The 24,281-nt window shown below is 35.2% G+C and carries 21 protein-coding genes; 14 read left to right on the top strand and 7 right to left on the bottom strand.

Annotation, left to right across the window (positions count from 1 at the left end; all coding sequences use genetic code 11):
- The first annotated feature begins 7 nt into the window (after nt 1-7).
- The 3 genes from AC1FXZ_RS01560 to AC1FXZ_RS01570 all read left to right on the top strand — a co-directional run bounded on the left by AC1FXZ_RS01560 (nt 8) and on the right by AC1FXZ_RS01570 (nt 6,337).
- A complete protein-coding gene (locus AC1FXZ_RS01560; protein ID WP_480050332.1) occupies nt 8-1,807 on the top strand; it encodes a sensor histidine kinase in 1,800 nt (599 codons plus the stop codon).
- Between the two features lie 275 nt (nt 1,808-2,082).
- Nucleotides 2,083-5,544, top strand: a complete 3,462-nt coding sequence (pglX, locus tag AC1FXZ_RS01565; RefSeq protein WP_480050333.1) for a BREX-1 system adenine-specific DNA-methyltransferase PglX — start codon at nt 2,083-2,085, stop codon at nt 5,542-5,544.
- A gap of 148 nt (nt 5,545-5,692) precedes the next feature.
- Nucleotides 5,693-6,337 (top strand): hypothetical protein, encoded by a 645-nt coding sequence (locus AC1FXZ_RS01570; protein WP_480050335.1) that lies wholly within the window; start codon nt 5,693-5,695, stop codon nt 6,335-6,337.
- A 182-nt stretch (nt 6,338-6,519) separates the two neighbouring features.
- On the opposite strand, the gene AC1FXZ_RS01575 is transcribed toward AC1FXZ_RS01570, so the two are convergent.
- Nucleotides 6,520-6,837 carry a DUF3892 domain-containing protein gene (locus AC1FXZ_RS01575; protein WP_480050337.1) on the bottom strand — a complete coding sequence of 106 codons (318 nt, stop codon included), beginning with the start codon at nt 6,835-6,837 and terminating at the stop codon, nt 6,520-6,522.
- A 249-nt stretch (nt 6,838-7,086) separates the two neighbouring features.
- Here AC1FXZ_RS01575 and AC1FXZ_RS01580 point away from each other — a divergent pair, with 249 nt between their 5' ends.
- The 3 genes from AC1FXZ_RS01580 (at nt 7,087) to AC1FXZ_RS01590 (ending at nt 11,789) form a co-directional block, all read left to right on the top strand.
- On the top strand, nt 7,087-8,709 hold the full coding sequence (locus AC1FXZ_RS01580; protein ID WP_480050339.1) for a Na/Pi cotransporter family protein: 1,623 nt from the start codon (nt 7,087-7,089) through the stop codon (nt 8,707-8,709).
- A 277-nt stretch (nt 8,710-8,986) separates the two neighbouring features.
- Nucleotides 8,987-11,569: a helicase-related protein gene (locus AC1FXZ_RS01585; RefSeq protein ID WP_480050341.1), complete on the top strand. Its 2,583-nt coding sequence runs from the start codon at nt 8,987-8,989 to the stop codon at nt 11,567-11,569.
- Nucleotides 11,570-11,609: 40 nt separating this feature from the next.
- On the top strand, nt 11,610-11,789 hold the full coding sequence (locus AC1FXZ_RS01590) for a hypothetical protein (RefSeq protein ID WP_480050343.1): 180 nt from the start codon (nt 11,610-11,612) through the stop codon (nt 11,787-11,789).
- A 79-nt stretch (nt 11,790-11,868) separates the two neighbouring features.
- Here AC1FXZ_RS01590 and tatA read toward each other — a convergent pair whose 3' ends face one another.
- Nucleotides 11,869-12,090: a twin-arginine translocase TatA/TatE family subunit gene (tatA, locus tag AC1FXZ_RS01595; RefSeq protein WP_480050345.1), complete on the bottom strand. Its 222-nt coding sequence runs from the start codon at nt 12,088-12,090 to the stop codon at nt 11,869-11,871.
- Nucleotides 12,091-12,263: 173 nt separating this feature from the next.
- Between tatA and AC1FXZ_RS01600 the strand changes: the two genes are divergently transcribed.
- On the top strand, nt 12,264-12,503 hold the full coding sequence (locus tag AC1FXZ_RS01600; RefSeq protein ID WP_480050347.1) for a hypothetical protein: 240 nt from the start codon (nt 12,264-12,266) through the stop codon (nt 12,501-12,503).
- A 165-nt stretch (nt 12,504-12,668) separates the two neighbouring features.
- On the opposite strand, the gene AC1FXZ_RS01605 is transcribed toward AC1FXZ_RS01600, so the two are convergent.
- The 4 genes from AC1FXZ_RS01605 to AC1FXZ_RS01620 all read right to left on the bottom strand — a co-directional run bounded on the left by AC1FXZ_RS01605 (nt 12,669) and on the right by AC1FXZ_RS01620 (nt 15,270).
- A complete protein-coding gene (locus AC1FXZ_RS01605) occupies nt 12,669-12,827 on the bottom strand; it encodes a hypothetical protein (protein ID WP_480050349.1) in 159 nt (52 codons plus the stop codon).
- 198 nt (nt 12,828-13,025) lie between these two features.
- Nucleotides 13,026-13,325, bottom strand: a complete 300-nt coding sequence (locus AC1FXZ_RS01610) for a hypothetical protein (protein ID WP_480050351.1) — start codon at nt 13,323-13,325, stop codon at nt 13,026-13,028.
- 24 nt (nt 13,326-13,349) lie between these two features.
- Nucleotides 13,350-14,036, bottom strand: a complete 687-nt coding sequence (locus tag AC1FXZ_RS01615) for a hypothetical protein (RefSeq protein ID WP_480050353.1) — start codon at nt 14,034-14,036, stop codon at nt 13,350-13,352.
- Between the two features lie 25 nt (nt 14,037-14,061).
- The gene (locus AC1FXZ_RS01620; protein WP_480050355.1) at nt 14,062-15,270 is read right to left on the bottom strand and encodes a TRAP transporter large permease subunit; all 1,209 of its coding nucleotides are present in this window, start codon (nt 15,268-15,270) and stop codon (nt 14,062-14,064) included.
- Between the two features lie 394 nt (nt 15,271-15,664).
- Here AC1FXZ_RS01620 and AC1FXZ_RS01625 point away from each other — a divergent pair, with 394 nt between their 5' ends.
- A complete protein-coding gene (locus AC1FXZ_RS01625) occupies nt 15,665-16,234 on the top strand; it encodes a nitroreductase family protein (protein WP_480050357.1) in 570 nt (189 codons plus the stop codon).
- A 74-nt stretch (nt 16,235-16,308) separates the two neighbouring features.
- On the opposite strand, the gene AC1FXZ_RS01630 is transcribed toward AC1FXZ_RS01625, so the two are convergent.
- Nucleotides 16,309-16,953: a M50 family metallopeptidase gene (locus AC1FXZ_RS01630; RefSeq protein WP_480050359.1), complete on the bottom strand. Its 645-nt coding sequence runs from the start codon at nt 16,951-16,953 to the stop codon at nt 16,309-16,311.
- Between the two features lie 145 nt (nt 16,954-17,098).
- Here AC1FXZ_RS01630 and AC1FXZ_RS01635 point away from each other — a divergent pair, with 145 nt between their 5' ends.
- The 6 genes from AC1FXZ_RS01635 to AC1FXZ_RS01660 all read left to right on the top strand — a co-directional run bounded on the left by AC1FXZ_RS01635 (nt 17,099) and on the right by AC1FXZ_RS01660 (nt 24,279).
- On the top strand, nt 17,099-18,388 hold the full coding sequence (locus tag AC1FXZ_RS01635) for a LysM peptidoglycan-binding domain-containing protein (protein WP_480050361.1): 1,290 nt from the start codon (nt 17,099-17,101) through the stop codon (nt 18,386-18,388).
- A 214-nt stretch (nt 18,389-18,602) separates the two neighbouring features.
- On the top strand, nt 18,603-20,048 hold the full coding sequence (gene cls / locus AC1FXZ_RS01640; protein ID WP_480050363.1) for a cardiolipin synthase: 1,446 nt from the start codon (nt 18,603-18,605) through the stop codon (nt 20,046-20,048).
- Nucleotides 20,049-20,069: 21 nt separating this feature from the next.
- Nucleotides 20,070-21,470, top strand: a complete 1,401-nt coding sequence (locus tag AC1FXZ_RS01645; RefSeq protein ID WP_480050679.1) for a sigma-54 interaction domain-containing protein — start codon at nt 20,070-20,072, stop codon at nt 21,468-21,470.
- A 26-nt stretch (nt 21,471-21,496) separates the two neighbouring features.
- Nucleotides 21,497-22,345: a putative beta-lysine N-acetyltransferase gene (gene ablB / locus AC1FXZ_RS01650; protein WP_480050365.1), complete on the top strand. Its 849-nt coding sequence runs from the start codon at nt 21,497-21,499 to the stop codon at nt 22,343-22,345.
- A 241-nt stretch (nt 22,346-22,586) separates the two neighbouring features.
- Nucleotides 22,587-23,993 (top strand): lysine 2,3-aminomutase, encoded by a 1,407-nt coding sequence (kamA, locus tag AC1FXZ_RS01655; RefSeq protein ID WP_480050366.1) that lies wholly within the window; start codon nt 22,587-22,589, stop codon nt 23,991-23,993.
- Nucleotides 23,994-24,006: 13 nt separating this feature from the next.
- Nucleotides 24,007-24,279, top strand: coding sequence for a YokU family protein (locus tag AC1FXZ_RS01660; protein WP_480050368.1), 273 nt, complete (start codon nt 24,007-24,009; stop codon nt 24,277-24,279).
- The last annotated feature ends 2 nt before the right edge of the window (nt 24,280-24,281 follow it).

Below are 24,281 nucleotides of genomic sequence, written 5' to 3' on the forward strand. Positions count from 1 at the left end.
AGGGCATATGAGGAATTTACTTCAAAAAATAACTTTTCGCAGTAAAATTTTAATAGTCCTCCTTTTGATGACATTTATCTTAAGTAGTTTTTCGTTTATCGTTATACACTCTATTGAACAGGTTAATAAGGTAAGTGAAGAAATTAATGAGCGAAACATTCCAGAGTTAGTTTGGATTTCACATTGGGAAAAAGAGATTAGTATTAAGAGATACATGACCAGAGAATTTATGACAGATGATCTGGATGCTGATTTCGTAGAAGCATACGAATTACTAACGACCGAACTTAATGAAAGAATGATCAATCAAGGACCAGTTCCTGAAACGATTGAACATTTAAAAACAATGATCGATTTGCTGGATTTTCAAATTGAGAATAACTTACAAGGATTACTTACTTTTAGAGATAAAACAGCCGCCAAGCTCTATATTGAAGAACACTATTTACCTTCTTTACATGAAATTGAGGATGAGTTAAATAGAGTAAATAAAGAGGTATTACAATCATTGGCTGGGCACTCTTTACATTTTTCATCTATTATTAATCAATCTCTTTGGTTACTACTTTGTTTAACAGTAGGCGCTATTATTTTATCATTTATTGTTGCATATCGAATTAGCCGAAACTTAACCGAACCTCTTGAGAATGTCGTTCATAAAGTAAACCGTATCGCCAGTGGACAATACGGCCTTACAGTTGAATCTAGTGAACAGGTAGAGTTACAAAGCTTAACGGTAGCAATCAACGAAATGTCTTCAAAATTAAAAGATTCTTTTAATAAAATTATAATGGATAAAATTTATAGAGAGCAAATACTTAATTCTTTACCAGTGGGAATCATAACGGTAGATGAAAAAACGAACGAAATGTCATATAATGAAGCAGCAAAGCGACTATTAAAAAGAGACTTAGAAAATATTGAACAAAAAAACCGAAATTATGCGTTTTGGAATATCTTACACTCAAAGCAACTTATACAAAACGTGAAGGTTACTTATCAATCGGCTTCCAACGAACGTTCACTTTTGGTTTCGCAATCGATCCTTAAAGATCAATATGATAGGGTAGGAAGGTTATTCTACTTTATAGACATTAGTGAAACGGAAGAACTTGAACAAAGGATGCACCAATCTGAAAAACTAGCACTAGTTGGTGAGTTAGCTGCAGGAGCTGCTCATGAAATAAGAAATCCTTTAGCTGTTATTGATGGCTTTCTCACTTTAATGAATCAGACCCTTTCAAAGTCAGAAAAAAATCAATATCATGTGCCACTTTTGATAAAAGAACTTGATCGAATTAATTCGATCATTGAGGAATTACTACTATTAACAAAACCAAGTGCTCCGATGCTAAAGGAATCATATATCGAGGATGTTATTAATGAAATCTTTCCATTAATGCAACAATCCTTAACAAAGGAAAATGTTGAAATAAATATAGCTTTGGAAAGAATTCCACTTATGCTGGATACTAAACAAATGAAACAAGTCTTTCATAATTTAGTTAGGAATAGCGTTCAAGCTATGGGTACTAATGGGCGTATAAACATTTATTCCAAACTTACAGAGAATGCCTATGAAATATATATAGAAGACAATGGGCGTGGCATTCCAAATGATATTAAAAAGTCAATATTTGACCCTTTCCTCACATCAAAAGAGAATGGTACTGGACTAGGTTTGACAATAGTCCAGCGAATAATTGATAATCATTATGGAACGATTGAATTGCATTCTTCAACACGAAGTGGAACAGTTTTTAAGATTACATTACCATTACAGCTTGGACAGGAACTTCATCACTAGCGAGGACACTGATAAAACCTCGAAGAAACGCAATGGCTCCACACGTTACGCGCCTTACTATGAGAAACCCACTCATAGTAAGGCTTTTAAAAGAGGTTAAGGCAACGCACATTGCCTAAAAGGCACTAGCTCCTGTCTTTTTTTATGATGCTTTCAAAAAGTTCTGTTAAAAAAATTTGTAATAAATAGGTTGGTTGAAATAGATTAAGATAACTGAATTTTAATCTACGGTAATAATAGCATTATGAATCTCTACCTTTGGAGGTAGGTATTAAATGAATCGAACTAGCATAAAAACATTTACTATTCAAACTAGACGAAAAATTCGTGAAGAGGTTTCAAAACGTGTTAGTTTATTAAATAATTACAAGGACTCTCAGGAGTTTATAAGTTCTTCGCAGTTGGAAACGATGTCTCAATCTTTAGAAAATAACCTTCAAAAAAAAGGAATTCAGCGATTGGTAGATGAGGTAACATATTTTTGGTTTAATCGTATGATTGCGATACGTTGTTTGGAGGTACACGGACTGTTACCTAACCGATTAAAAACAATTGAAAAACTGTCTGAATGTAATCATGTTGATGATGAGATTGCTTCTTTTCAAACAGAACACTTCGAATTCGATAAAAGAGAGTTACTTTCATTTTCCCAAAAAGGGGAAATTCATGTTGTTAACCGTACACTTTATATTGCGCAGTGTCATTTACTACAAGAGATACTCCCTTCTGCTTTTATGAAACATGAACCGTATATTGAATTGTTGATGCCTGAGAGTTTGACGAATGTAAATTCTGAATTACAGCGTGATTTTGGGAGTGAAACCTATACTAATCTCTTTGCTGATGTGGAAATGATTGGATGGCTTTATCAATTTTACAATAGTGAATCAAAAGATGCCGTCTTTAAGGATTTGAAACAAAACAAAAAAATAGATAAAGATGAGCTTTCTTTAGCAACCCAGCTTTTTACTCCAAAGTGGGTTGTTCAGTATATGGTGGACAACTCTCTTGGGCAACTTTGGTTAGAAGGAAATCCTAGCTCTCGGTTGCGTCAGTCGATGCAATACTACGTTCAACAAGAGAATCAAGAAAAAGAAGTTAGAAAAAAGCTTAATAAGATTGAGTACAAACAACTTAACTTGGAAGCAACCACTTTTATTGACCCTTGTGTTGGATCTGGACATATTCTAGTGTATGCGTTTGATTTGTACTACGAAATGTATAAAGAAGCAGGCTATGACAGAGAAGAAATTCCACAGTTAATCTTGGAAAAGAATTTATTTGGTCTTGATATAGATGAGCGTGCTGCGCAATTGGCTACCTTTATTTTACTACTAAAAGCTTACCAGAAGTCAGGTGAAATACCTTCTAAAAACGTTAAAGTTAATATTCTATCCATTCAAGATTCAAATAATGTTGACATTGAGAAAGTCACAAAGATCATTACAAATAATGAGGATGAAGAAGCAAGTCTAAGGGAACTTCTTATTACATTTATCAATGCTAAACAATTTGGTTCTATTCAATTCCCCAGACAAATTCATTTTAGAAAATATATAAACCGCATTGAGGAGATGAACTTGACCATAGGTCAAGAACAGTTAGCTAATCAGTTACAGACCTTGTATCATCTTCTCTTACAAGGAGAGATGCTATCAAATACATATGATATAACTGTTACCAATCCACCGTATATGGGCATCCGAGGGCTATCTGACTCCATTAGTAACTATATTAAGAAACATTACCCTGACAGCAAGTATGATTTGTCTGCTGTTTTCCTAGAACGGGCTAGACTTTTCACCAAGCCAAATGGTGTTTTTTCTTTACTAAATCAACAGTCATGGATGTTTTTAACTAGTTATAAAAGGTTAAGAGAGAAAGTGTTAGATAATTGTACAATAATGTCGATGCTTCACCTTGGGGCTTATACTTTCGAAGATATAGGTGGAGAGGTTGTTCAATCTACGGCTTTTGTTTCTCGTCATATTCAAAGTAAGGAGTATAATGCTGTTTATTTTCGATTAATAGAGTATAGAAATACAAACTTGAAGAAAAAAGCTTTCCTTGAAAAAAAGCATAAATATATTTGCAAACAAGCTAAATTCTCAATAATTCCAGAATCACCGATTGTCTACTGGTTAAGTGAAAGAATAGTTAGTGCTTTTTTAACTGGTGTTCCCTTAAAAAATATTGCAGAACCACGTCAAGGCCTTGCTACAGCCGATAATGAACGTTTTCATCGGTATTGGTTTGAAGTGTCATATACAAGTATAGGCTTTGATTATAATCGCGAAGAAGCTCAAGCAAGTGGGAAGAAGTGGTTTCCATTGAACAAAGGTGGTCCGATGCGAAAGTGGTATGGGAATAATGAATTTGTTGTTAATTGGCAGCATGATGGAAAAGAGATAAGAGAAGACAAACTTTACAAGCTTTCAACTGGGAAGTGTCTGCCTAGTAATGCAAAACCCAAAAATGTACAATATTACTTTCGTGAAGGGATTACATGGACTTTAATTAGTTCAAATAAGTTTGGTGTTCGTTGTTTTCCTCAAGGAATGATTTTTGACGTTGGTTCTCATGCATTTTTCTCTGACAAAAGAGATGATTATTATTTCTTTGCAAGCTTTTTAAACTCTAAAGTTGCTAATACATTATTACATATATTAAATCCAACCATTAACTATAGTTCAGGTGTTATTGGGAAGTTGCCGATCATTAGAAAAGGACAGAATGAACTAATTGAAAACCTGGCTAAAGCAAATATTACTATTGCCAAGGAAGATTGGGACTCCAAGGAAATATCATGGAATTTTAAGCGACATCCATTTCTAACTTTTAACAACAATTCGCGATTATCCATTGCTTATAAAAAGTGGTACGATCAAAATAAACAGTACGTAATGACGTTAAAAGAAAATGAAGAAAAACTAAATGAAATTTTTATAAACATATACAATTTACATGAAGAGCTTACTCCTACTATTGAAGAAAGAGACATTACAATACAGTTAGCTGAACGAGGCCGTGATGCAAGGTCGTTCTTATCTTATTTTATTGGTTGTCTTTTTGGACGATATTCTCTTGATCGTGAAGGACTTGTTTATGCCGGTGGCAAGTGGGATTCTTCTAACTATCCATCTTTTAGACCAACTGAAGATGGTATTCAGGTTATTACGAGTGAGGCATTTTTCAAAGATGACCTCATTTTACGTTTGTGTCAATTTTTAAAGGTTTTATTTGGAGCGAATCATGTCGATGAAAATATGAAGTGGTTAGCAAGTTCACTAATCTTAAAAACGGGTGAAATGCCAGAAGAACGATTGAGACGCTATTTTCAAGATGAGTTCTTTAAAGATCATCTTAAAATGTACAATAAACGACCAATTTATTGGCTGGTTGATTCCGGGAAAGAAAAAGGGTTAAGAGCGTTATTATATGTACACCGTATCGAGCAGGATACCTTTACTAAATTAAAAACGAATCACTTTAGAAGAATATTCGATGCTTATATGGATCGATTAATTTCTATTGACCGTACTTTCAGTCAACCCAATAAACAAGTTGATAAGAAGCTTGATCAGGAGAAAAAGATTATTAAAGCTCGTTTAGATGAATTAGATACATTTGAGGCACAGCTTTTACATATTTGTAAACAAGCTCAAGGAATACAATTAGATGAGGGTATAAGAGCAAATTATGATAAATACTCTGATGTTCTTGCCTCTTTGAAATAACAGAAAAGTGTATGTATTTGTATATCAGGATTAAAGAACGTAGTTGAAGGATGAAAACAAATATGTCCGTTGGTGATTGAAATCTGTTGGATTGGAACAAACTAATAAGGAAATGAATGATGAATTAAATTGTGAAGGGGCGATTGTCATGACATTGGATTGGTTTGATCGAGTTTCAGCAGAACTTCAAGATGATCTTGAATCAATTTGTGAGGAATATGACCAAATTGGACATATGGCCATTGATAAAGGCGCTAAGCATCCAAGAATCGAATTCTTTGTAGAAAATGAGGAGAATGATCGTGAGTACTTTTGCACCCTTTATTTTGACCCGAATAATAATGAATTCTACATAGAATCATTCGATTTAGATCTGGATTTGATTTCTAGAACAATTTTAGAAGATATTGATGATATTATTGATATTGTTCATGAGAGTTTCCATGAATACATGGATGATGAAGATGAATATGATGAAGCTGAATATTATGAAGTTGTGGATGATGAAGAGGACGATGAATACGAGTATGAAACATTAGATGTTGATTGGGAAACTCCAGAGGTAACAGCGTATATTGATGATAATGAAGACCTTGAAATAACGTATAAATTTGGGGTGATCCAAGAGACAGGCGATGGAATTCTTCAGAGAATTAATAGAGTAAAAACAGATGATAACGAGCTGATTAAAGATGAGTTTAACTTCATCTTTAGCAAAGATGAGGCAAGTACGATTATAGCAATGATTGCTAGTCATATGGATTCGATAAAAGGTTTAAATATAGAACATTAATGAAAGGGGGTGTGCCCATAGGTCTAAATTGACCTTTGGGCACACCCCCTAGTAATGACGAAATCGCTACATTTTCTAAGAGCTTTGAGAGAAGTAGGTTTGTGTAGCAAACAGGGCCATTGCAACCTCTCATATTTAATTTGAGACAACTTTTCTACAATAGTAAAAGATAAACCTTTAACCTAAAAGGTTGGTAAATTGTCGAGATTGTTTTCTTTTATGCCATCTGGCTCGCTTCTTAAGATATCACGACCATATTTATGAAAGACATCAACTTGAGCTAACTTTCCATCTTTTGCCTCTGTTAATGCAGTAATATAGTCTAATTCACGACCATTGTCAGTTTTAAATGCGATTAAATCACCTTCTTCATTTTTTCGAACAGCAATGATTTTTTCATGATCCATTTTTTCATTTGAGAGCTCTTGCGAGGTCGGAATATCGCTCTGTTTGCGATATTGTTCATAAATTTCTTCAAATTGATCGTTGCTGCTTGGCATAGTATAACCTCCTCATTTTCATTTTCTCCTTTTTTAGTATCTCTCTTTTAAAAAATTGAATACAAAACCATGCTCTGTGAAAACTAGTTAACGAAGTCACTGAAATAATTGTAAAATGGTGGAATTTACAAAACCTTTACAATCTCTTTACATATGTATTGTTTACATTCCTTTAACAATTTTTTAATATGTGAAGGGGGACAAACGTTGTAGAGATTTGTCGATACGATAGAGAGAAGGGTTGATAAAATGGATTTACAAGCGCTGCTGTTCATGTTTATTGGAGGGCTAGGGATCTTCTTATTTGGAATTAAATATATGGGGGACGGTCTTCAAAAAGTAGCAGGTGACCGACTACGGGACTTGTTAGATAAGTTTACGACAAATCCAATAATGGGTGTTATAGCAGGGATAGTAGTGACAGTCTTACTTCAAACAAGTACTGGTACAACCGTTTTAACAATCGGATTAGTGAATGCTGGTTTTATGACCTTAAAGCAAGCAATTGGTGTTATTATGGGGGCAAATATAGGGACGACGGTTACAGCTTTTATCATCGGGATTAAAATATCCGAATATGCTCTACCAATTATAGCTTTAGGAACCTTTTTAATTTTCTTCTTTAAAAACCAAAAAGTAAATAATTATGGACAAGTAACCTTTGGATTCGGTGCATTATTTTTAGGTCTAAATTTCATGAGTGATGCGATGTACCCATTGCGTGACGTACAAGCTTTTGCCGATTTGACGTTGAGTATGAGTAATAACCCGTTACTAGGAGTTGTGATAGGGACGGTTTTTACTGTAATTGTTCAAAGTTCATCAGCATCAATTGGTTTGTTGCAAACATTATATTCTCAAGGATTGATGGATTTAAATGCAGCGTTACCCGTTTTATTTGGTGATAATATAGGAACGACAATAACAGCTGTGTTAGCCTCACTCGGTGCTTCAATTGCAGCCAAAAGAGCTGCATTAACACATGTCATTTTTAACTTAATTGGTACGATTATAGTACTTATTCTAATTTTACCGTTTACTTCTATGATGGCTAGTATCCAAAGTTGGTTACAACTAAATCCAGAGATGACGATCGCATTTGCGCATGGAATTTTCAATGTCTCAAATACATTAATTCAGCTTCCGTTTATTGCGATATTAGCGATTATCGTTACAAAGGTTATTCCTGGCCAAGATTCAGCTATAGAATATAAGGCAATGCATTTAGATGAACGCTTCATTAGAGAATCTCCATCAATAGCACTTGGTCAAGCTCAAAAAGAAGTAATCAGAATGGCAGAACTTTCGGAAAAAGGACTTGTAGAAGTTGGCAAGTACATGAAAACGCATGAAAAGAAACACGGTGAGCTAGTACCACAGTTTGAAGATGCAATTAATAATCTCGATCGTAAAATCACGGAGTACCTAATTCAGTTATCGTCACATTCATTAACTACGGAAGATTCAAAATTACATTCTACGTTAATGGATACTGTTAGAGACCTTGAGAGAATCGGAGATCATATGGAAAACATAATGGAGCTTGTTGATAATCAAGTACGAAATAAGGTTAAGTTTTCTGAATCAGCAATCGCCGATTTAGATGAAATGTTTGATTTGACAGTCTCTACATTAAGACAATCGATAAAAGCGTTAGAAACACATAATCTGGAAGATGCAAAAGCAGTACTAGAAAAAGAGGACAAGATTGACAAAATGGAACGTGATCTTAGAAAGAAACATATTATGCGTCTAAATGAAAATAGATGTACAGGATCTGCGGGGATCATCTATGTTGATATCGTAAGTAATTTAGAACGAGTGGGTGACCATGCAGTAAATATTGCAGGTGTGGTTATTGAGGAAGCGTAATGACTAAAGTTAAACGGCTAGATACTACTTCTAGTCGTTTTTTATTGTGGCAGAGGGGATGTTATGTCTTGTGTATAATTAATCTTTATTACCACATTCTAAAAAATAAATATGAATTTCATTCCTAATATAACTAGACCCAAAGGTGTACCGTTAAAGGATATATGTTATAACAAGTGCTGTAACAGCATATAAAATGGGAAGTAAATAGTTACACTTTTTATTTCTTTTGGTACGATAATCATATATATGTCTGACTTTTTGAAGGAGTACGAATATGAATAAGTTAACATCAGTGTACCCACAAGCCATTGAGCATACGAAAAGAAAAGTACTGGAAGATATCGATCGCTTTCTTGAAGAAAAGGAGACACTTCCTCCTTATGAGCAATATATTATAGAAAGAGAAAGTTATGTTGAACAAATTTGGGTAAATGTTTGGTTAAATAAAGTGACTAATGATGTGCCTAAAAGAGAAAAAAAATCATATTTACTTGATAAAGGTTATGAGGTTGATGGAATTGACCGTAAAATTATAAATCGTTTATTTCGCAATGAGATGAGAGATTACCAACCATTTCATGTAATAAATTGGCTTAATGAAAGGTATGGTGCTGATAATAGTAAATGGGAAGAACAGTATCAACGGGCAAAGGCAAACTTTGCTAAGCGCAAAGAGGAAGAAGAAATAGCACTAAAAAGAAAAGGATTGCGAGACCATATTGAGAAACTTATTCGTGGAATTATTGAGAGAGACCATCAATTATTATACCTTTATATTCGCCATCGCGTTAGTCAACAAATGGCATCAGATTTCGCAACTAAGTCAAAATATCGAATGATTGAAAAATTCAAGATTGAAGAAATTTTAGAAGAAGAAGGGCCGTTTGACCCGACGAATTATTTTACTGCTTCTAAATTTTTTGATGAATTAACCGGTGCAGTCCAAAAAGCCTATTATTGGGAATATGAGACCTATCTTGATACGTATAGCAGGTTTGTGGATGAAAAGCTATCATTATATGTTAGCAAGCTTGTGATAAAGGAGCTAGAGCCTCAGGTATATGAGCAATACCTTGATGCTTATAAAGAACCACTCACTGAGGCAAAATTAAGAGGTCTTGTAAAACTAAATCTTTCATATATAGAGAAACAATTTTTCTCCAATATACAATCCGAGTTAGTTGAACACCTCTTACAACTAGCTGATATTCCGTTTGATCCCAATGTGCATAAACTTAAATATGAACAAGACTTAGCTGAACGTGAGCAACGAAAAGCAGAAGAAGAAGAAGAGCAACAGAGAAAGAAAGAAGAGGAAGCACGAATTCTCGATGATATTTTTGGACGTGAATATAGGCCGTCGACAGGAAGGAATATTCGTTACATTTTACATATTGGTGAAACGAATACAGGGAAAACTCACCACGCACTTGAACGAATGAAAAAAGCTTCTAGTGGACTATATCTTGCTCCATTACGACTGCTCGCCCTTGAAGTGTATGACAAATTAAACGAAGAGGGTGTCCCATGTACGTTAAAAACGGGTGAAGAAGAGAAGGTAGTTGTTGGAGCTACTCATAATTCATGCACGGTTGAAATGTTTCATGAGAAGGAATTTTATGATGTTATTGTCATTGACGAAGCACAAATGATCGCCGATAAAGACAGAGGTTTCTCTTGGTACAAAGCAGTGACAAAAGCAAATGCTAATGAAGTACACATAATTGGCAGCCGAAATGCCGAACGAATGGTCCTACAATTATTAGGTGACACTGAAGATGTTGAAATTCATGATTATACAAGGGATATCCCGTTAAAAGTGGAAAGAAAAGAGTTCAAACTTAGTCACACAAAAAAGGGTGATGCCCTCGTTTGTTTTTCGAGAAGAAGAGTTCTTGAAACAGCTTCTCAACTGCAGAAAAGTGGCCATACAGTTAGCATGATTTACGGGAGTATGCCACCTGAAACAAGGAAAAAACAGATGCAGCAATTCATTGACGGTGTAACAACAGTGATTGTTTCAACAGATGCAATCGGTATGGGGCTAAATTTGCCAATACGTCGAATTGCATTTTTAGAAAATGAAAAGTTTGATGGAACAAGAAGAAGAAGGTTAACATCACAAGAAGTGAAACAAATAGCTGGTCGTGCTGGCCGGAAAGGGATATATGATATCGGCAAAGTAGCTTTTAGTAGTGACATTAAGATGATGAAACATCTCTTACAACAAGAAGATGAATCGATTCAAACATTTGCTATTGCTCCTACAAACTCTGTATTTGAACGTTTTCAAAAATATTATCGGGACTTAGATACATTCTTTGAGCTTTGGGAGAAGTTTGAAAGTCCAAAAGGAACAAAAAAAGCTACACTCTCAGAAGAACGTGATTTGTATGAAACAATTAAAGGAACTGAGATTGAGGTAAGGCTGTCGATGATGGATTTATATGGCTTCCTACATTTGCCGTTTTCATCCAAAGAGCCTGGATTAGTGGAACAGTGGCAAGAAAAGATGATTGCCATTGTAAAAGGAGAAGAGCTTCCAGAGCCACAATTAACAAAAGGATCACTTGAAGACTTAGAACTTTCATATAAAGCAATCGGATTGCATTTATTATTTTTGTACCGTTTAGACCGACGAACAGAGGCGATTTATTGGGAAAGAGTTCGTGAGGAGATAAGTGATGGCGTTCATGAGTTTTTGAAAAACGATGTGAAGCATCTGGCAAAAAAATGTAAACATTGTGGAAAGAACATGTCTTGGAATCACGAATTTACAATGTGCGACGAATGTCATAAAGAACGTTACCAGCGCAAGTATCGAGGTTCTTATCGAAACAAAAAAGTTTATCGATAAGACCATAAAAGATTATTAATTCTTGGTAGGAGTGAGTTCATTGAGTGTTGATAAGGTGTTAATCATAATTGGTTTTTTCTTTGCAAATGGGCTATTAATCGGAAGTTTATTTACAGGAAGGGAATATGTTTTAGAGATTCTATTATTTACCGTTGTGATGAACCTCCTTTATATTGGATTGTTGGCTTATCTAAAAAAGCGTAGCAATCATACTTATTGATAGAGCAGTGTAACGAAAGAAAATAAAATTTCTTTCGTTACACTGTTTTTAGGTGCTGTTGAGGCAGGTAGGAAGGCAATTATTTTACAACCTTTTTGTTTTCTTTTTCATCGGGTTTCTTTTTGTCACTTAGATCAAATACTTCTGTTACCTCATCAATGACTTCTTTTGTTGAGCTTTTAAATTCACGCAACGTTTCTCCTACTGCTTTCCCTAGTTGTGGGAGCTTAGCAGGACCGAAAATAATGAATGCAATTAGAATAATTAAAATTAAACCAGGGACCCCAATATTCATCATCACAAATCACTACTTTCAAGTGTATGAATGATTTAAACTAATGAACTAGTACCTTCTTTTAAATACTTAATCATTCCTTCTCCTAAGTCATCTTTATAAGTAGGATCTAACTCTCCTTGTATTTTTTAAAGAGTAGATGCATAGACATATGACAGTAAATAGGAGGTGCTGTGTTAATGGATACGATAAAAGAGGAATTGAAATTACTATCGCAAGTATTTATACCAGTGTTGTTGATGTTGGCAGTGGGGTATATCGTTGTTAGTGTATTTGGAGCGATTTCTTTTCTATCATTTATTTTGATTGGAGTCGGTTGCGCAATTTTGTCATTCTTAATTTTTGGTGAAAAACGAATAATATTATCATGTTCATTTATCATTTCTAGTCTCGTTTGGTACCTTGCCTTTCTATTTTAAGTGAGAGTTTAAAAGAGTATAAGCCATTCATATCTCACCTCTAATTTAAGAATGAGGGAAAGGAGATGAATGGCTTTTTATAATTATTGTTTCTAAAAACATGAAAAATTTCCTTTATAGTCTAATGTCAAGTGAATTGCTTAGTTATTTTTGAGGTGACAAAGCTTAAAGCAAAAATGATAAAGCAATTACAAAGATCGATAAATGATACAATAAATCTAGTAAATTTCTGCCGATGGATTTATTCAAAATGCTAATGGCAACATATCCAGATCGTATCACAATAATAATGAGTGCAATCTGAATCAAGATAGATGGAATCATTTTATACACCTCCGCAATGAAATGTCTTATATAATTATGACACCACGGAAGGAATTACGACAAAAAATATGAGTGAGTGAAAGAGTTTCATAGGGGAGATAAAGCCATCAACGTTTGAAAAGTCAGAAGAGAGGGTTCATATAGGAGAAATGAAGCCCTCTAATCCGTTAATAGTGGAAAGTTTATTTGGTAATTTGCTTATTTCTTCCGCTTCTTAATTTCCTCAGTAACGACAAATGCAAGGTCATCATTGCCAAAAAGTGATAATACGCCTAGCAACGTCTCATCGGCAATTGGTTCAGATTCTTCTTTTGAAACGGTTAATTCAATACCTTGTAGTAATGCTGGGTTACTTCCTTGTTGTGGATAAGCACGTTCATATAACTCGATTGGTTTGAGATCGTTATTGACACACCATTGTGCGAATACGAGGATCATCATATGTTCATCACGTTGATAGCTGTTAATAATTTTATCTTCCATTTCATTTCGGTTCATTACGAGTCGAGCTCCTTTTATTCATTAATCCATTAATGTTTGTAACTGTTTTAAAAACTTATCATTATACGATGTGATAATATGCACTCTTGCTTTATCAAGTGGTATCACTTGCTTACAGCTTCGGGCTTCACAAGCTACTTCAGTTTGAGTTAGTTGCACTAGATATTTTTTTCGTTTTTTACAAGCTGGGCATGTTGCACTAATTAATTGAACTTTAGCTCCTTTTGAGAATGCACCAGCTGTTTGGTCTTTCGTTTCCTTTGATAACTCCTGAAAAAGGACTGCGTTTGTTGCAGCTCGACCAGTACGTTTAATAAGTGTCTCTAATGTCATAATAGGTTTAGGGTTTCTAACAGGTTTTTTCTTAACGGTAATACTGTCATATTCATCCATTTCTAATAATCCATATCCTTTTGGGATTTCTTCAGACTTCAGGAGGCCAACAGGTGTCAATAAGTAGGCATAATCAGCGATTTGGTGGTAGCCGTAGTCAGAGTGAAGAACGTCATCGCGAAGAAAGTCAGCACGTGTCGCTTTCACCTCAATGATTCTAGCTTCTCTTCTTTTCATATTAATCCCTAATGCATCAGCCTTTAATCGCTTCCTACGTACGAATAGTTTTACTTCATTTGCACATAAGTCTGTCATTTTTTCTTTTAACCAATAAAGTGATTGTGTCTTAAGATGCTTGTGAATCTTGCTTTCCATATTAAAATCCCTTTCCAAAAATTACTTACAACCAACCTAATAAATAAAATCCATAAAGGACTGCTGGTAAAATGAGCCCGATTAAGCAGACGAAAGGAACATTTTCTTTGACGATAACCCTGGTTGGTCTCTCCATTAATTTGGACGCCATTAGTACTTGGCCAGAAAATGGCGATAATTGCGTTGAAACTGTCCAAGCAACGATCAGGATAAGAGCTAAATATTCTGGACTGACGCCAAACTGGACGGGGGATAGTGCATTTCCAATCCCAATTACAATAATAACAGGGTGAATAGCAATTTGCGCTAGGAGAGTAGAGAGTATAACCAACAACAAGCTTAATAAATAGATAGAACCAAATGAAGCTTGAAACAACAGGTTGGATAAATATGTTCCAATTTCCGTTAGTGACATGGCCATTCCGAGAAAACCCGCACTAATAAAAACAGCCAATTCATTTTTTAAGCGCAAAAAAGACGATTGTACTTGCTCGGAAACATCTTGTATATAGGTTTTGAGTATTTTGGTAAATAAAGCCCAAAACAGTGGCAAAAGTACAGCTAATAAAGAAACAACGGATATCATATTAACTGGTAATAGATAGTCCAATAAAAAAGATAAACTGATGAGGACGAAACAAAATATTCCAAACGAAACTAGTGATACTTCAGGTGTTGTACTTTTTTCGTTAAATTGATTTTGTTCGATAATAGGATCATCAGGAAAATTTATGCGTTTATACATGATCGCACAAATAATAATGTAAATACTAGCAATGATGAGACCGTATCCTCCAATATCAAACCATGTAACTTCAAATAAAATTAATACTAGTCCGATGTTGACAAAATAAGGCGACCATAACATAGAAGCAGCAAATGCTCTCATAATGGTTAATGTAAGCTTTTGATTTTGGAAACCAGAGAAGCTTTCGTCTGCTATTCTTTTGACAATTGCCATTGAACCAAAGTTTAGTAAGATACCCATTGTTGCAGTTAAAATAAAACTTAAACGATAAGGGTGCTGCTTTGATTTTAATGCTTTTTGACGTTCTTGCACTTTCCTCTTTAAAGCAGTTAAATAACCAGCTGTTGACATAAACGTTCCAATTAAAGGGATAAGCAAAAACAATGATAATATATTAACATTCTCACCAAAACCAAGTAATGCGACTTGCCATCCAGCTTGCTCACGTACTAATAAGTACGATCCAACAGCAAAGAGAACTATCACAATGAACCGGTTTATGTTTGATAAATAAAAGAGTGTGAAAACGAGTAAAATTGCAGCACTTGAACTAAAAAGATATGTAAGTATGAGACTAGGATTAAATACCTCAACTATATATAAAATCGTTGTAATATAGCAAAGGAGTCCTAATATGCGAGTTAAAATAGTATGTTGCGTAATGAAGCCCCCCTCTCAAATTAGATTAAGCCTTATTTAAGGGTTTTACCTTATTCTAAGGTTAGCTCACGTTTGCGTAAAGTAAAAAGAATAAAATAAGTATAAAGGAAGAGACAATTCCTATTAATACTACTTAGAATTCATTATTTTTGTCATAACGCAATCAGTTAGCTCTTATGATGAAATGGGATCTATTTTTGTCATTTAAGGAGTTGGTTGAATGGATATTTTTAAAGCGATTGTAACGAGGAGAACAATTGGAGTTGTGAAACAAGACCCTATACCGAATGAATTGATCGAGAAAATTTTACATGCCGGGACATATGCACCTAATCATTTTCGGACTGAGCCGTGGAGGTTTTTCGTATTAAGTGGAAACGCAAGGGAACGTTTAGGTTCTGTTTTTGAAGAAATAACAAAGGAAGAAGCAGCTAAGCCATTGTCTGATGAAAGTAAAAAGAAAATGGAAAGGAGTAAGAAAAATCCACTGAGAGCACCTGTGATTATTGCTGTGGCAGTTGAACCAAGTGATAATGAAAAAGTGATCATGAAAGAAGAGTATGCAGCTGTTAATAGTTCCATTCAAAATATGTTATTAGCAGCTCATGCATTAGGATTAGGTGCAATTTGGAGAACGGGAAAGTTATGTTACCACGAAAAAGTTAATAGATTTTTTGGTTTATCAGACAAAGGGGAAGTACTTGCTTTTATTTACCTAGGCTATCCGGATATGAAGACTCCAATGGTGAAAAGGAAACCAATTGAAGAAGTGACTACGTGGTTATCATAAGTATTTAACGGTAAGAGAGCTGTCCAAGAACGAGGTCCTTAACATAAATCGTTTTGGTACAGCTTTTTTATATTCTATAAAAAGGTCCGAAATACATAATAAGTTGTGAAAATTGATTGTATAAAGAAGAGAATCCCCCAAATAAAGGCGGGGATATAGGTCAACTTTTGTAACATTTGGGCATCACCTGCATTTTGAGAATTCGTGATACTTACGTACATGATCGTATAAGAGGCCAACACAGATTGCACGAGAACAACACTTGATAATAAATAGACCACTATTTTTTTTATGAAAAAGAGCTGGAAATAAACAATTAAAGCACAACATGCAAGATATATGATCAACCAAAGTATTCCATAGAAGTTGTGAACCCATAGAAATAAATTGATTAGTGCTAAACCAAAAAATAGGTAAAATAAACTAGCAATTTGACCTTTAGAAATGAGGAAGAAAGCTAGCAAAGTAATAATAGAAGAAAACGTATAACCAGCGTAAGTTACAATAACGGAACTTAACCGAGACGTAGACCCTGTATAGGCAACGCCGTTTGTACTAGGGTATAACGAAATCGAATAAACTTTTCCACTCGTTACTAGTGCAGCAATTGCGTGACCGGACTCATGAACTAATGTGTGAATGATTCCAAAAAGTGAACGGACTATTGGAAGGTACGAAATAATGACAGCACTCAGTAAATATACGTACAGTTGATTCATTCTTCCACCTCTTTTCCTTATAAAAGCTTTGCCAAGAATACCTTCTAAAATAACACTAGATTAAGTTAATAAGAATAGTCTGCTTGTTTTTTTTCATAAAGATTAGGAAGGCAAATCTGTAATGTTTGAAGGAAAGAGGGGTATGATGCAAATACATGTCGTTCAATCAGGAGAAACACTTTGGGGCTTAGCGCAAAACTATAATACGACAGTTTCTGATATCGTAAGGACTAACGTAATTACAGACCCAAATCAATTAGTAGTTGGGCAGGCAATCGTTATTCCGATATGGGGACAATTTTATTGGGTTCAACCTGGAGATAGTTTGTGGATAATTGGTCAAAGGTTTAGAATTCCTTATCAAACAATAGCTGCAATGAATCGAATCGATCTAACCCAACCACTTTGGGTTGGATTAAGGTTGTATATTCCACCAGTGCCAAGATCTAGAGTGGAAACAAATGCCTATATTGAGCCACGTGGGACATCTGTAAGCCAAGCGTTATTGGATGAGGCGAGACAAACGGGTCCTTTTTTAACATATTTAGCACCATTTAGCTATGAAGCGAGAAGAGATGGAACGCTTAGAGCTCAACCGCTAGCTGGGATACCAGAGGTAGCAAGAGATACAGGAGCTTCACTTATGATGGTGATAACAAATTTAGAAGGTGGACAATTCAGTGGTGAGTTAGGTAGAGATATTTTACAAAGTCGGGCTGTGCAGGACCGTTTGTTAGATAACATCATTACCGAAACAAGACGTGTTGGTCGGTTTACTGATGTACATTTTGACTTTGAGTTTTTACCTGGGGATCAAAGATTGGCTTATAATCAATTTCTCCGTATAGCTGCAGAACGTCTTCATGCAGAAGGTTTATTGATCTCAAGTGCATTAGCTCCTAAAACTCGCCCGGACCAACCAGGTCAGTGGTATGAAGCGCATGATTATCGGGCGCATGGTGAAATTGTCGATTTTGTTGTGTTGATGACTTATGAGTGGGGGTATTCAGGAGGACCACCAATGCCCGTTTCTCCAATCGGGCCTGTTGAAGATGTAATTCAGTATGCACTTTCTGAAATGCCAGCATCAAAAATTATGATGGGTCAGAACTTGTATGGCTATGATTGGACTCTCCCGTATGTACCTGGAGGACCATATGCAAGAGCGATTAGTCCACAAAGAGCAATTGAAATAGCGAATATATATAACGTCCCTATACAATATGATACACGTTCACAGGCACCTCACTTTGACTATGTAGATGAGCAAGGAAGATCTCATAAAGTTTGGTTTGAAGATGCTAGGTCTATTCAAGCCAAATTCGATTTAATTAAGCGACTAGGGCTAAGGGGAGTAAGTTATTGGAAACTAGGATTGCCATTCCCTCAAAACTGGCTTCTAATCCAAGAGAATTTCGATGTCATAAAGCGATAACGACACGATTAAATAGTAAGCTTAAGGGTGAGAAGAGTGTTGCAAGTTTATGATGGGGGACGAAGGGTCACATCATTCATTTTTAAGGTAGTCCGTCCCCTTCCACCCAAAAAGGGAAGCAAGTAAGTCAACCTCCAACTTGAGAAAATTTAACAATTTGTCGAAACGTGGTATTCTAATAGTATAACAATTTTCATGTATGGGGGAACAGTCGATGAGTTATACCGCTATAATCGTCACAATTATCTTCATCATAAATACTGTGTTGGCGATTACGATTATTTTTTTAGAGCGACGAAATGTAAATTCGATTTGGATGTGGGTTCTAGTTTTGACGTTACTCCCAGTTGCTGGATTCGTATTATATATCATATTTGGGCGAAATTTAAGCCGCTCCAAGTTATTTAGGTGGGATGAAGAAAGTTATCATCTTTTGAAGGAATTAGTATCAAAGCAGTTATATGCATTTAGGAGCAACCGAACTTACGTTAATGACACTGCTGTAAAAAAAAATAAAGACTTTATTATTATGAATTTAGCAAACAATGCATCCCTTTTTACACAAAATAATCAGGTCGAAGTTTTCACTGATGGAAAAGAGAAATTTGATTCTCTTTTTATTGATATTGAAAATGCTAAGAGACATATACATATATTGTATTACATTATTCGCGATGACGAATTAGGGAATAAATTAGCTAATGCGTTAGCAAAAAAAGCAAAAGAAGGAGTGGCCGTTAGATTATTATATGATGATCTAGGATCACGTAGTTTAAGTAAGTCATTCATTCAAAAAATAAAATCTGCTGGTGGGGAAGTAGAATCTTTCTTTCCTTCTAAAATTCCCCTCATTAATCTAACTATAAATTTCAGAAACCATAGAAAGCTTGTTGTTATTGATGGAAAAATTGGCTATATCGGTGGATTTAATGTTGGTGATGAATACCTTGGTTTAAACGAAAGCTTTGGGTATTGGCGTGACACGCATTTACGAATAGTAGGAGAAGCCGTTAACAATATACAAACCCGGTTCATCCAAGACTGGAATCAAGCTGCAAGAAAAGAACTGTTAATTAAAGATTTTCGATTATCTTTTCATGAATTTTACGGTCAATATGGTATTCAAATTGTCTCAAGTGGACCTGATTCACAGCTTGAACAAATTAAAAAATCTTATATTAAGATGATTTTATCTGCCAAAAAATATGTTTATATTCAATCACCTTATTTTATCCCGGACGATAGTTTACTTGATGCCTTAAAAATTGCTTGTTTTTCCGGGTTAGATGTTCGCATTATGATACCGAATAAGCCGGATCATCCATTTGTATATTGGGCAACGTATTCAAATATTGGAGAGCTATTAAAAATAGGTGCAAAAGTATACATATATGATAACGGCTTTTTACATTGTAAGATGATTGTGTCAGATGACACGATTGCATCAGTAGGTACAGCTAATATTGATGTTCGTAGTTTTCGTTTAAACTTTGAAGTGAACGCGTTCCTATACTCAAAAAATGAAGTACCTGAACTAACAAGAATTTTCCATGAAGACATGAAACAATCAAAACTTTTAACACTTGAGGAGTATGAGAAGCGATCATTAAAAATTCGTTTTAAAGAATCGATATCGCGATTACTTTCCCCTATTTTATAATGTAGGAAAGTTATAGAGGTGATGACACTGTTTTTAAAACCTTTTGAAACGAAACAGATGTTGGAGGCCATATTAGGTAGTATTGATGAAGGGATACATGTCGTCAATTCTGAAGGTATTACCATCTACTATAATCAAGTTGCAGCAGTAAATGACGGAACAAATATTGATGACGTACTTGGTAAACATGTGTTAGATGTATTTCCATCTTTAAACAAACAATCAAGTACGTTGTTAAAAGTGATAGAGACTGGCAATCCGATCTATCAACAGTCACAAACATACAAAAATATTAAAGGTCAATTAATTGACACCGTCAATACAACACTGCCAATTAAAGTAGGAAAACGAATGATTGGGGCAGTGGAAATCGCTAAAGATTTAACAACAGTCAAAAAGCTCTCACAATCCCTTCTCGATCTACAAGGGAAAGTTCATCATCAACGCTCTAAGCCTGTAAGCATTGCCGGTGCAAAGTATAAGTTTAGTGATATCATCACCAATTGTCCTAAGATGAAACAAGTTATTACTTTAGCGAAGAAAGCTGCTCATTCTTCTTCACCAGTTATGGTATATGGAGAAACAGGTACAGGGAAGGAACTGTTTATTCAATCTATTCACAACGAATCAGCACGCCAGAACAATCACTTTATTGCACAAAACTGTGCTTCCTTGCCTGCATCTTTGCTTGAAAGTACGTTATTTGGAACAAAAAAAGGAAGTTATACTGGAGCAGTTGATCGATCGGGATTATTTGAACTTGCCCATAGAGGGACATTGTTTCTAGATGAAATCAATACAATGTCACTGGATTTTCAAACAAAGCTTTTGCGTGTATTAGAAGATGGTGTGATTCGAAGAGTTGGCGGAACGGAATCATACTTAGTCGATGTAAGAATGATTGTGGCAATGAATGAACACCCATTAGTTTGTGTCGAAAAAAAACAGTTACGTTCAGATTTATTTTATCGTTTAAATGTGATCTTTATTGAAATCCCGCCTTTACGGGATCGAAAAAGTGATATTCCCCTTTTAGTGGATTATTTTATAAAGAAATATAATTACGCCTTTAATAAGTTAGTTGTGACGATTGATGATGATGTCATAAAGAGACTTAACGCGCATGACTGGCCAGGAAATGTTCGTGAGCTAGAACATACGATTGAATATGCAATGAATATGATTGAGGGGGACCATCTAACAAGAGAGTACCTTCCCTTATATCTACAAGAAAAACCAACCGACATAATCGAACAAACAGAGGTTAAACCACTAAGAGAAACACTAACAAAGACTGAAAAGTTGATGATCAAACAAGCATTAAAAGAAGCGAATGGCAACATTCTTCATGCAGCGAAATTATTAGAAATACCGAGGCAAACGCTGCAATATAAAATAAAGAAATTTGACATTTCTCTTTGAGTATGTAAATAGAGAGGAGAATGAATGTGAAACTACCTGAGGTAAAAAAAGTCACAACATCTACCTATATGGCACAATTATTTCTTGATCCATTTAATGAACGACTTCGAGTAGATGATTATAGAGGCAATATCGATCTATTGGTAGAGTATTTGCAAAAATTGATAGATACTCCTCCATTCACGAAAGTAATTTTTCATGCTAGAAGTGAAGATTGGCAACAACTTCTCACATATGGATTTGAATTAGAAGCTATTTTTAAAGGGTATTATAATGGGTCGGACCAGTATACAATGGCGCTTTATAAAGATAACAAAAGAAGAATAAGTGAGCATTGGATCAAAGAAGATGAAATCTTGAAGTCTGTTTATCAAAAAGGAAGAAATATTGAGTCAAAAACAATCCCACTCCAATACAAATTTAGAAGAGCAGCCCCAAAAGATATAAATAAGCTTGCTAGTTTATATGGAAGCGTATTTGACGTTTATCCAACACCGATGAATGAACCTGATTATGTAAAGAAGACAATGCGAGACGGGTCTATTTTTTATGTGGTTGAGTGTAATGGCGATATTGTTAGTGCAGCTTCAGCTGATGTTAATCAAACATATCATAATGCAGAACTTACAGATTGTGCCACGGATCCAGCTCATCGGAAATATGGGTTAATGAAAAAATTATTAGCTAATTTAGAGGGAGAGTTAAAAAGCAATCAAATTTATTGTGCATTTTCGATCGCTCGAGCTTTGTCATTTGGGATGAACGCAGCCTTTTATCAACTTGGCTATGGATACAAAGGGAGACTAACAAATAACTGTTACATTTACGATAAATTAGAAGATATGAATGTTTGGGTCAAAGATCTATCTAGATAAGCTGCTGAATTTCTGACACTTTTGCTAAGTTTTCGGCATTGTAGAATTCCATAATGTTACTCTTTTATTGAAGAACTGCCAAGAAATTAGCAGTTCTTCATTTTTTATGTAATTTTACAGGAGCTTTAATAGTATTCCAACTACTGTAACTACAGATTTCTTACACTTTGTTGAATTTTTTGAAACTGGCATAAAAGTTGCATTTTCTTATTGTGAGAGCTTTGAGTAGGAGGTTGAAATAATGAAGATGGATTTATATAAACCTAACCGTCATTGGACAAAAATCGAGTTATGGAAAGATGTTACAGAGGAACAATGGAACGATTGGCTTTGGCAACTAACGAATACCATTCGAACATTGGAAGATTTGAGGAAAGTTATTAATCTCACACCAGAGGAAGAAGAGGGAGTCAAAATCTCAACGAAAACGATTCCATTAAATATTACCCCTTATTATGCATCGCTAATGAATCCTGATGACCCAAGATGCCCAATTCGAATGCAATCTGTTCCGATAGGGGAAGAAATTAATAAAACGAAATATGACTTAGAAGATCCATTAGAGGAAGACGAAGATTCTCCTACACCGGGTCTAACGCACCGTTATCCTGACCGTGTCCTGTTTCTTGTCACGAATCAATGTTCGATGTACTGCCGTTATTGTACTCGTCGCCGTTTTTCAGGTCAGATCGGAATGGGGGTTCCCAAAAAGCAGCTGGATGACGCCATTGCCTATATCCGTAATACTCCACAAGTTCGAGATGTCCTTCTTTCTGGTGGAGATGGATTATTAATAAACGACAAAATACTCGAATATATTTTAAAGAACTTGCGAGCGATCCCTCATGTAGAGATTATTAGAATCGGAACAAGAGCCCCAGTCGTATTCCCACAACGCATTACAGAAAATCTCTGCAACATATTAAAAAAGTACCATCCTGTCTGGTTAAACACTCACTTTAATACGTCAATTGAAATTACAGAAGAATCGAAGAAGGCTTGTGAAATGCTTGTCAATTCAGGTGTTCCTGTTGGCAACCAAGCAGTTATTTTAGCAGGGATTAATGATAGTTTGCCAATTATGAAGAAATTAAATCATGACTTAGTTAAAATGCGTGTTCGTCCTTATTACATTTATCAGTGTGATCTGTCGGAAGGGATTGGTCATTTTCGGGCACCGATTTCAAAAGGGTTGGAAATTATAGAGGGGTTACGGGGTCATACCTCAGGATATAGTGTACCGGAATTTGTCGTAGATGCACCCGGAGGAGGAGGGAAAATCACTCTCCAACCAAACTATATGATCTCCCAAAGTCCAGAAAAAGTAGTCTTACGCAATTTTGAAGGGGTGATTACGAGTTATCCTGAACCAAAGGGGTATGTACCTGGTAGCGCCGATGATTATTTCAGAAATATCTATAAAAATTATGAACAAAAACAATTAAATACTGGAATTTCTTCGATATTGAGTGATGAACAAGAAACGATCGTTCCCAATTCATTAGAACGCTATAATCGCAGATCGAATTACCAACAAAATGAAGGTTACACAACATTAAAAGATAGACGTGAAAAACGTGATCAGTTAAAAGCGAAAAAATATCAAGCTGAATTAAAGAAGTATGGAAAAGGATCGGGTGAAGAGTAAAGGAGGATTGAACATGCAATGCGAATGGTGTGACAAACAGCAAGCTGAGGCGATTACGTGTACGGTATATTGGGAGCTTCCAGATGGTACTCGGGCAATTGAAATAACTGAAACCCCAGGACGTTCCTGTCGAGCATGCGGGATGGAGTATCAAGAGGAAAAAGTTATCGAAGAACTTGAAGACCAATTAATGCTTATTAACACAAACAAAATAGGCAAAAGCATTCGATACGAAGACTTAATGAAAGAACCAAGGCTATTGAAATATAATTATTTTCGTTTTTGATT

The organism is Halalkalibacter sp. HAAS-P014, assembly GCF_056619965.1.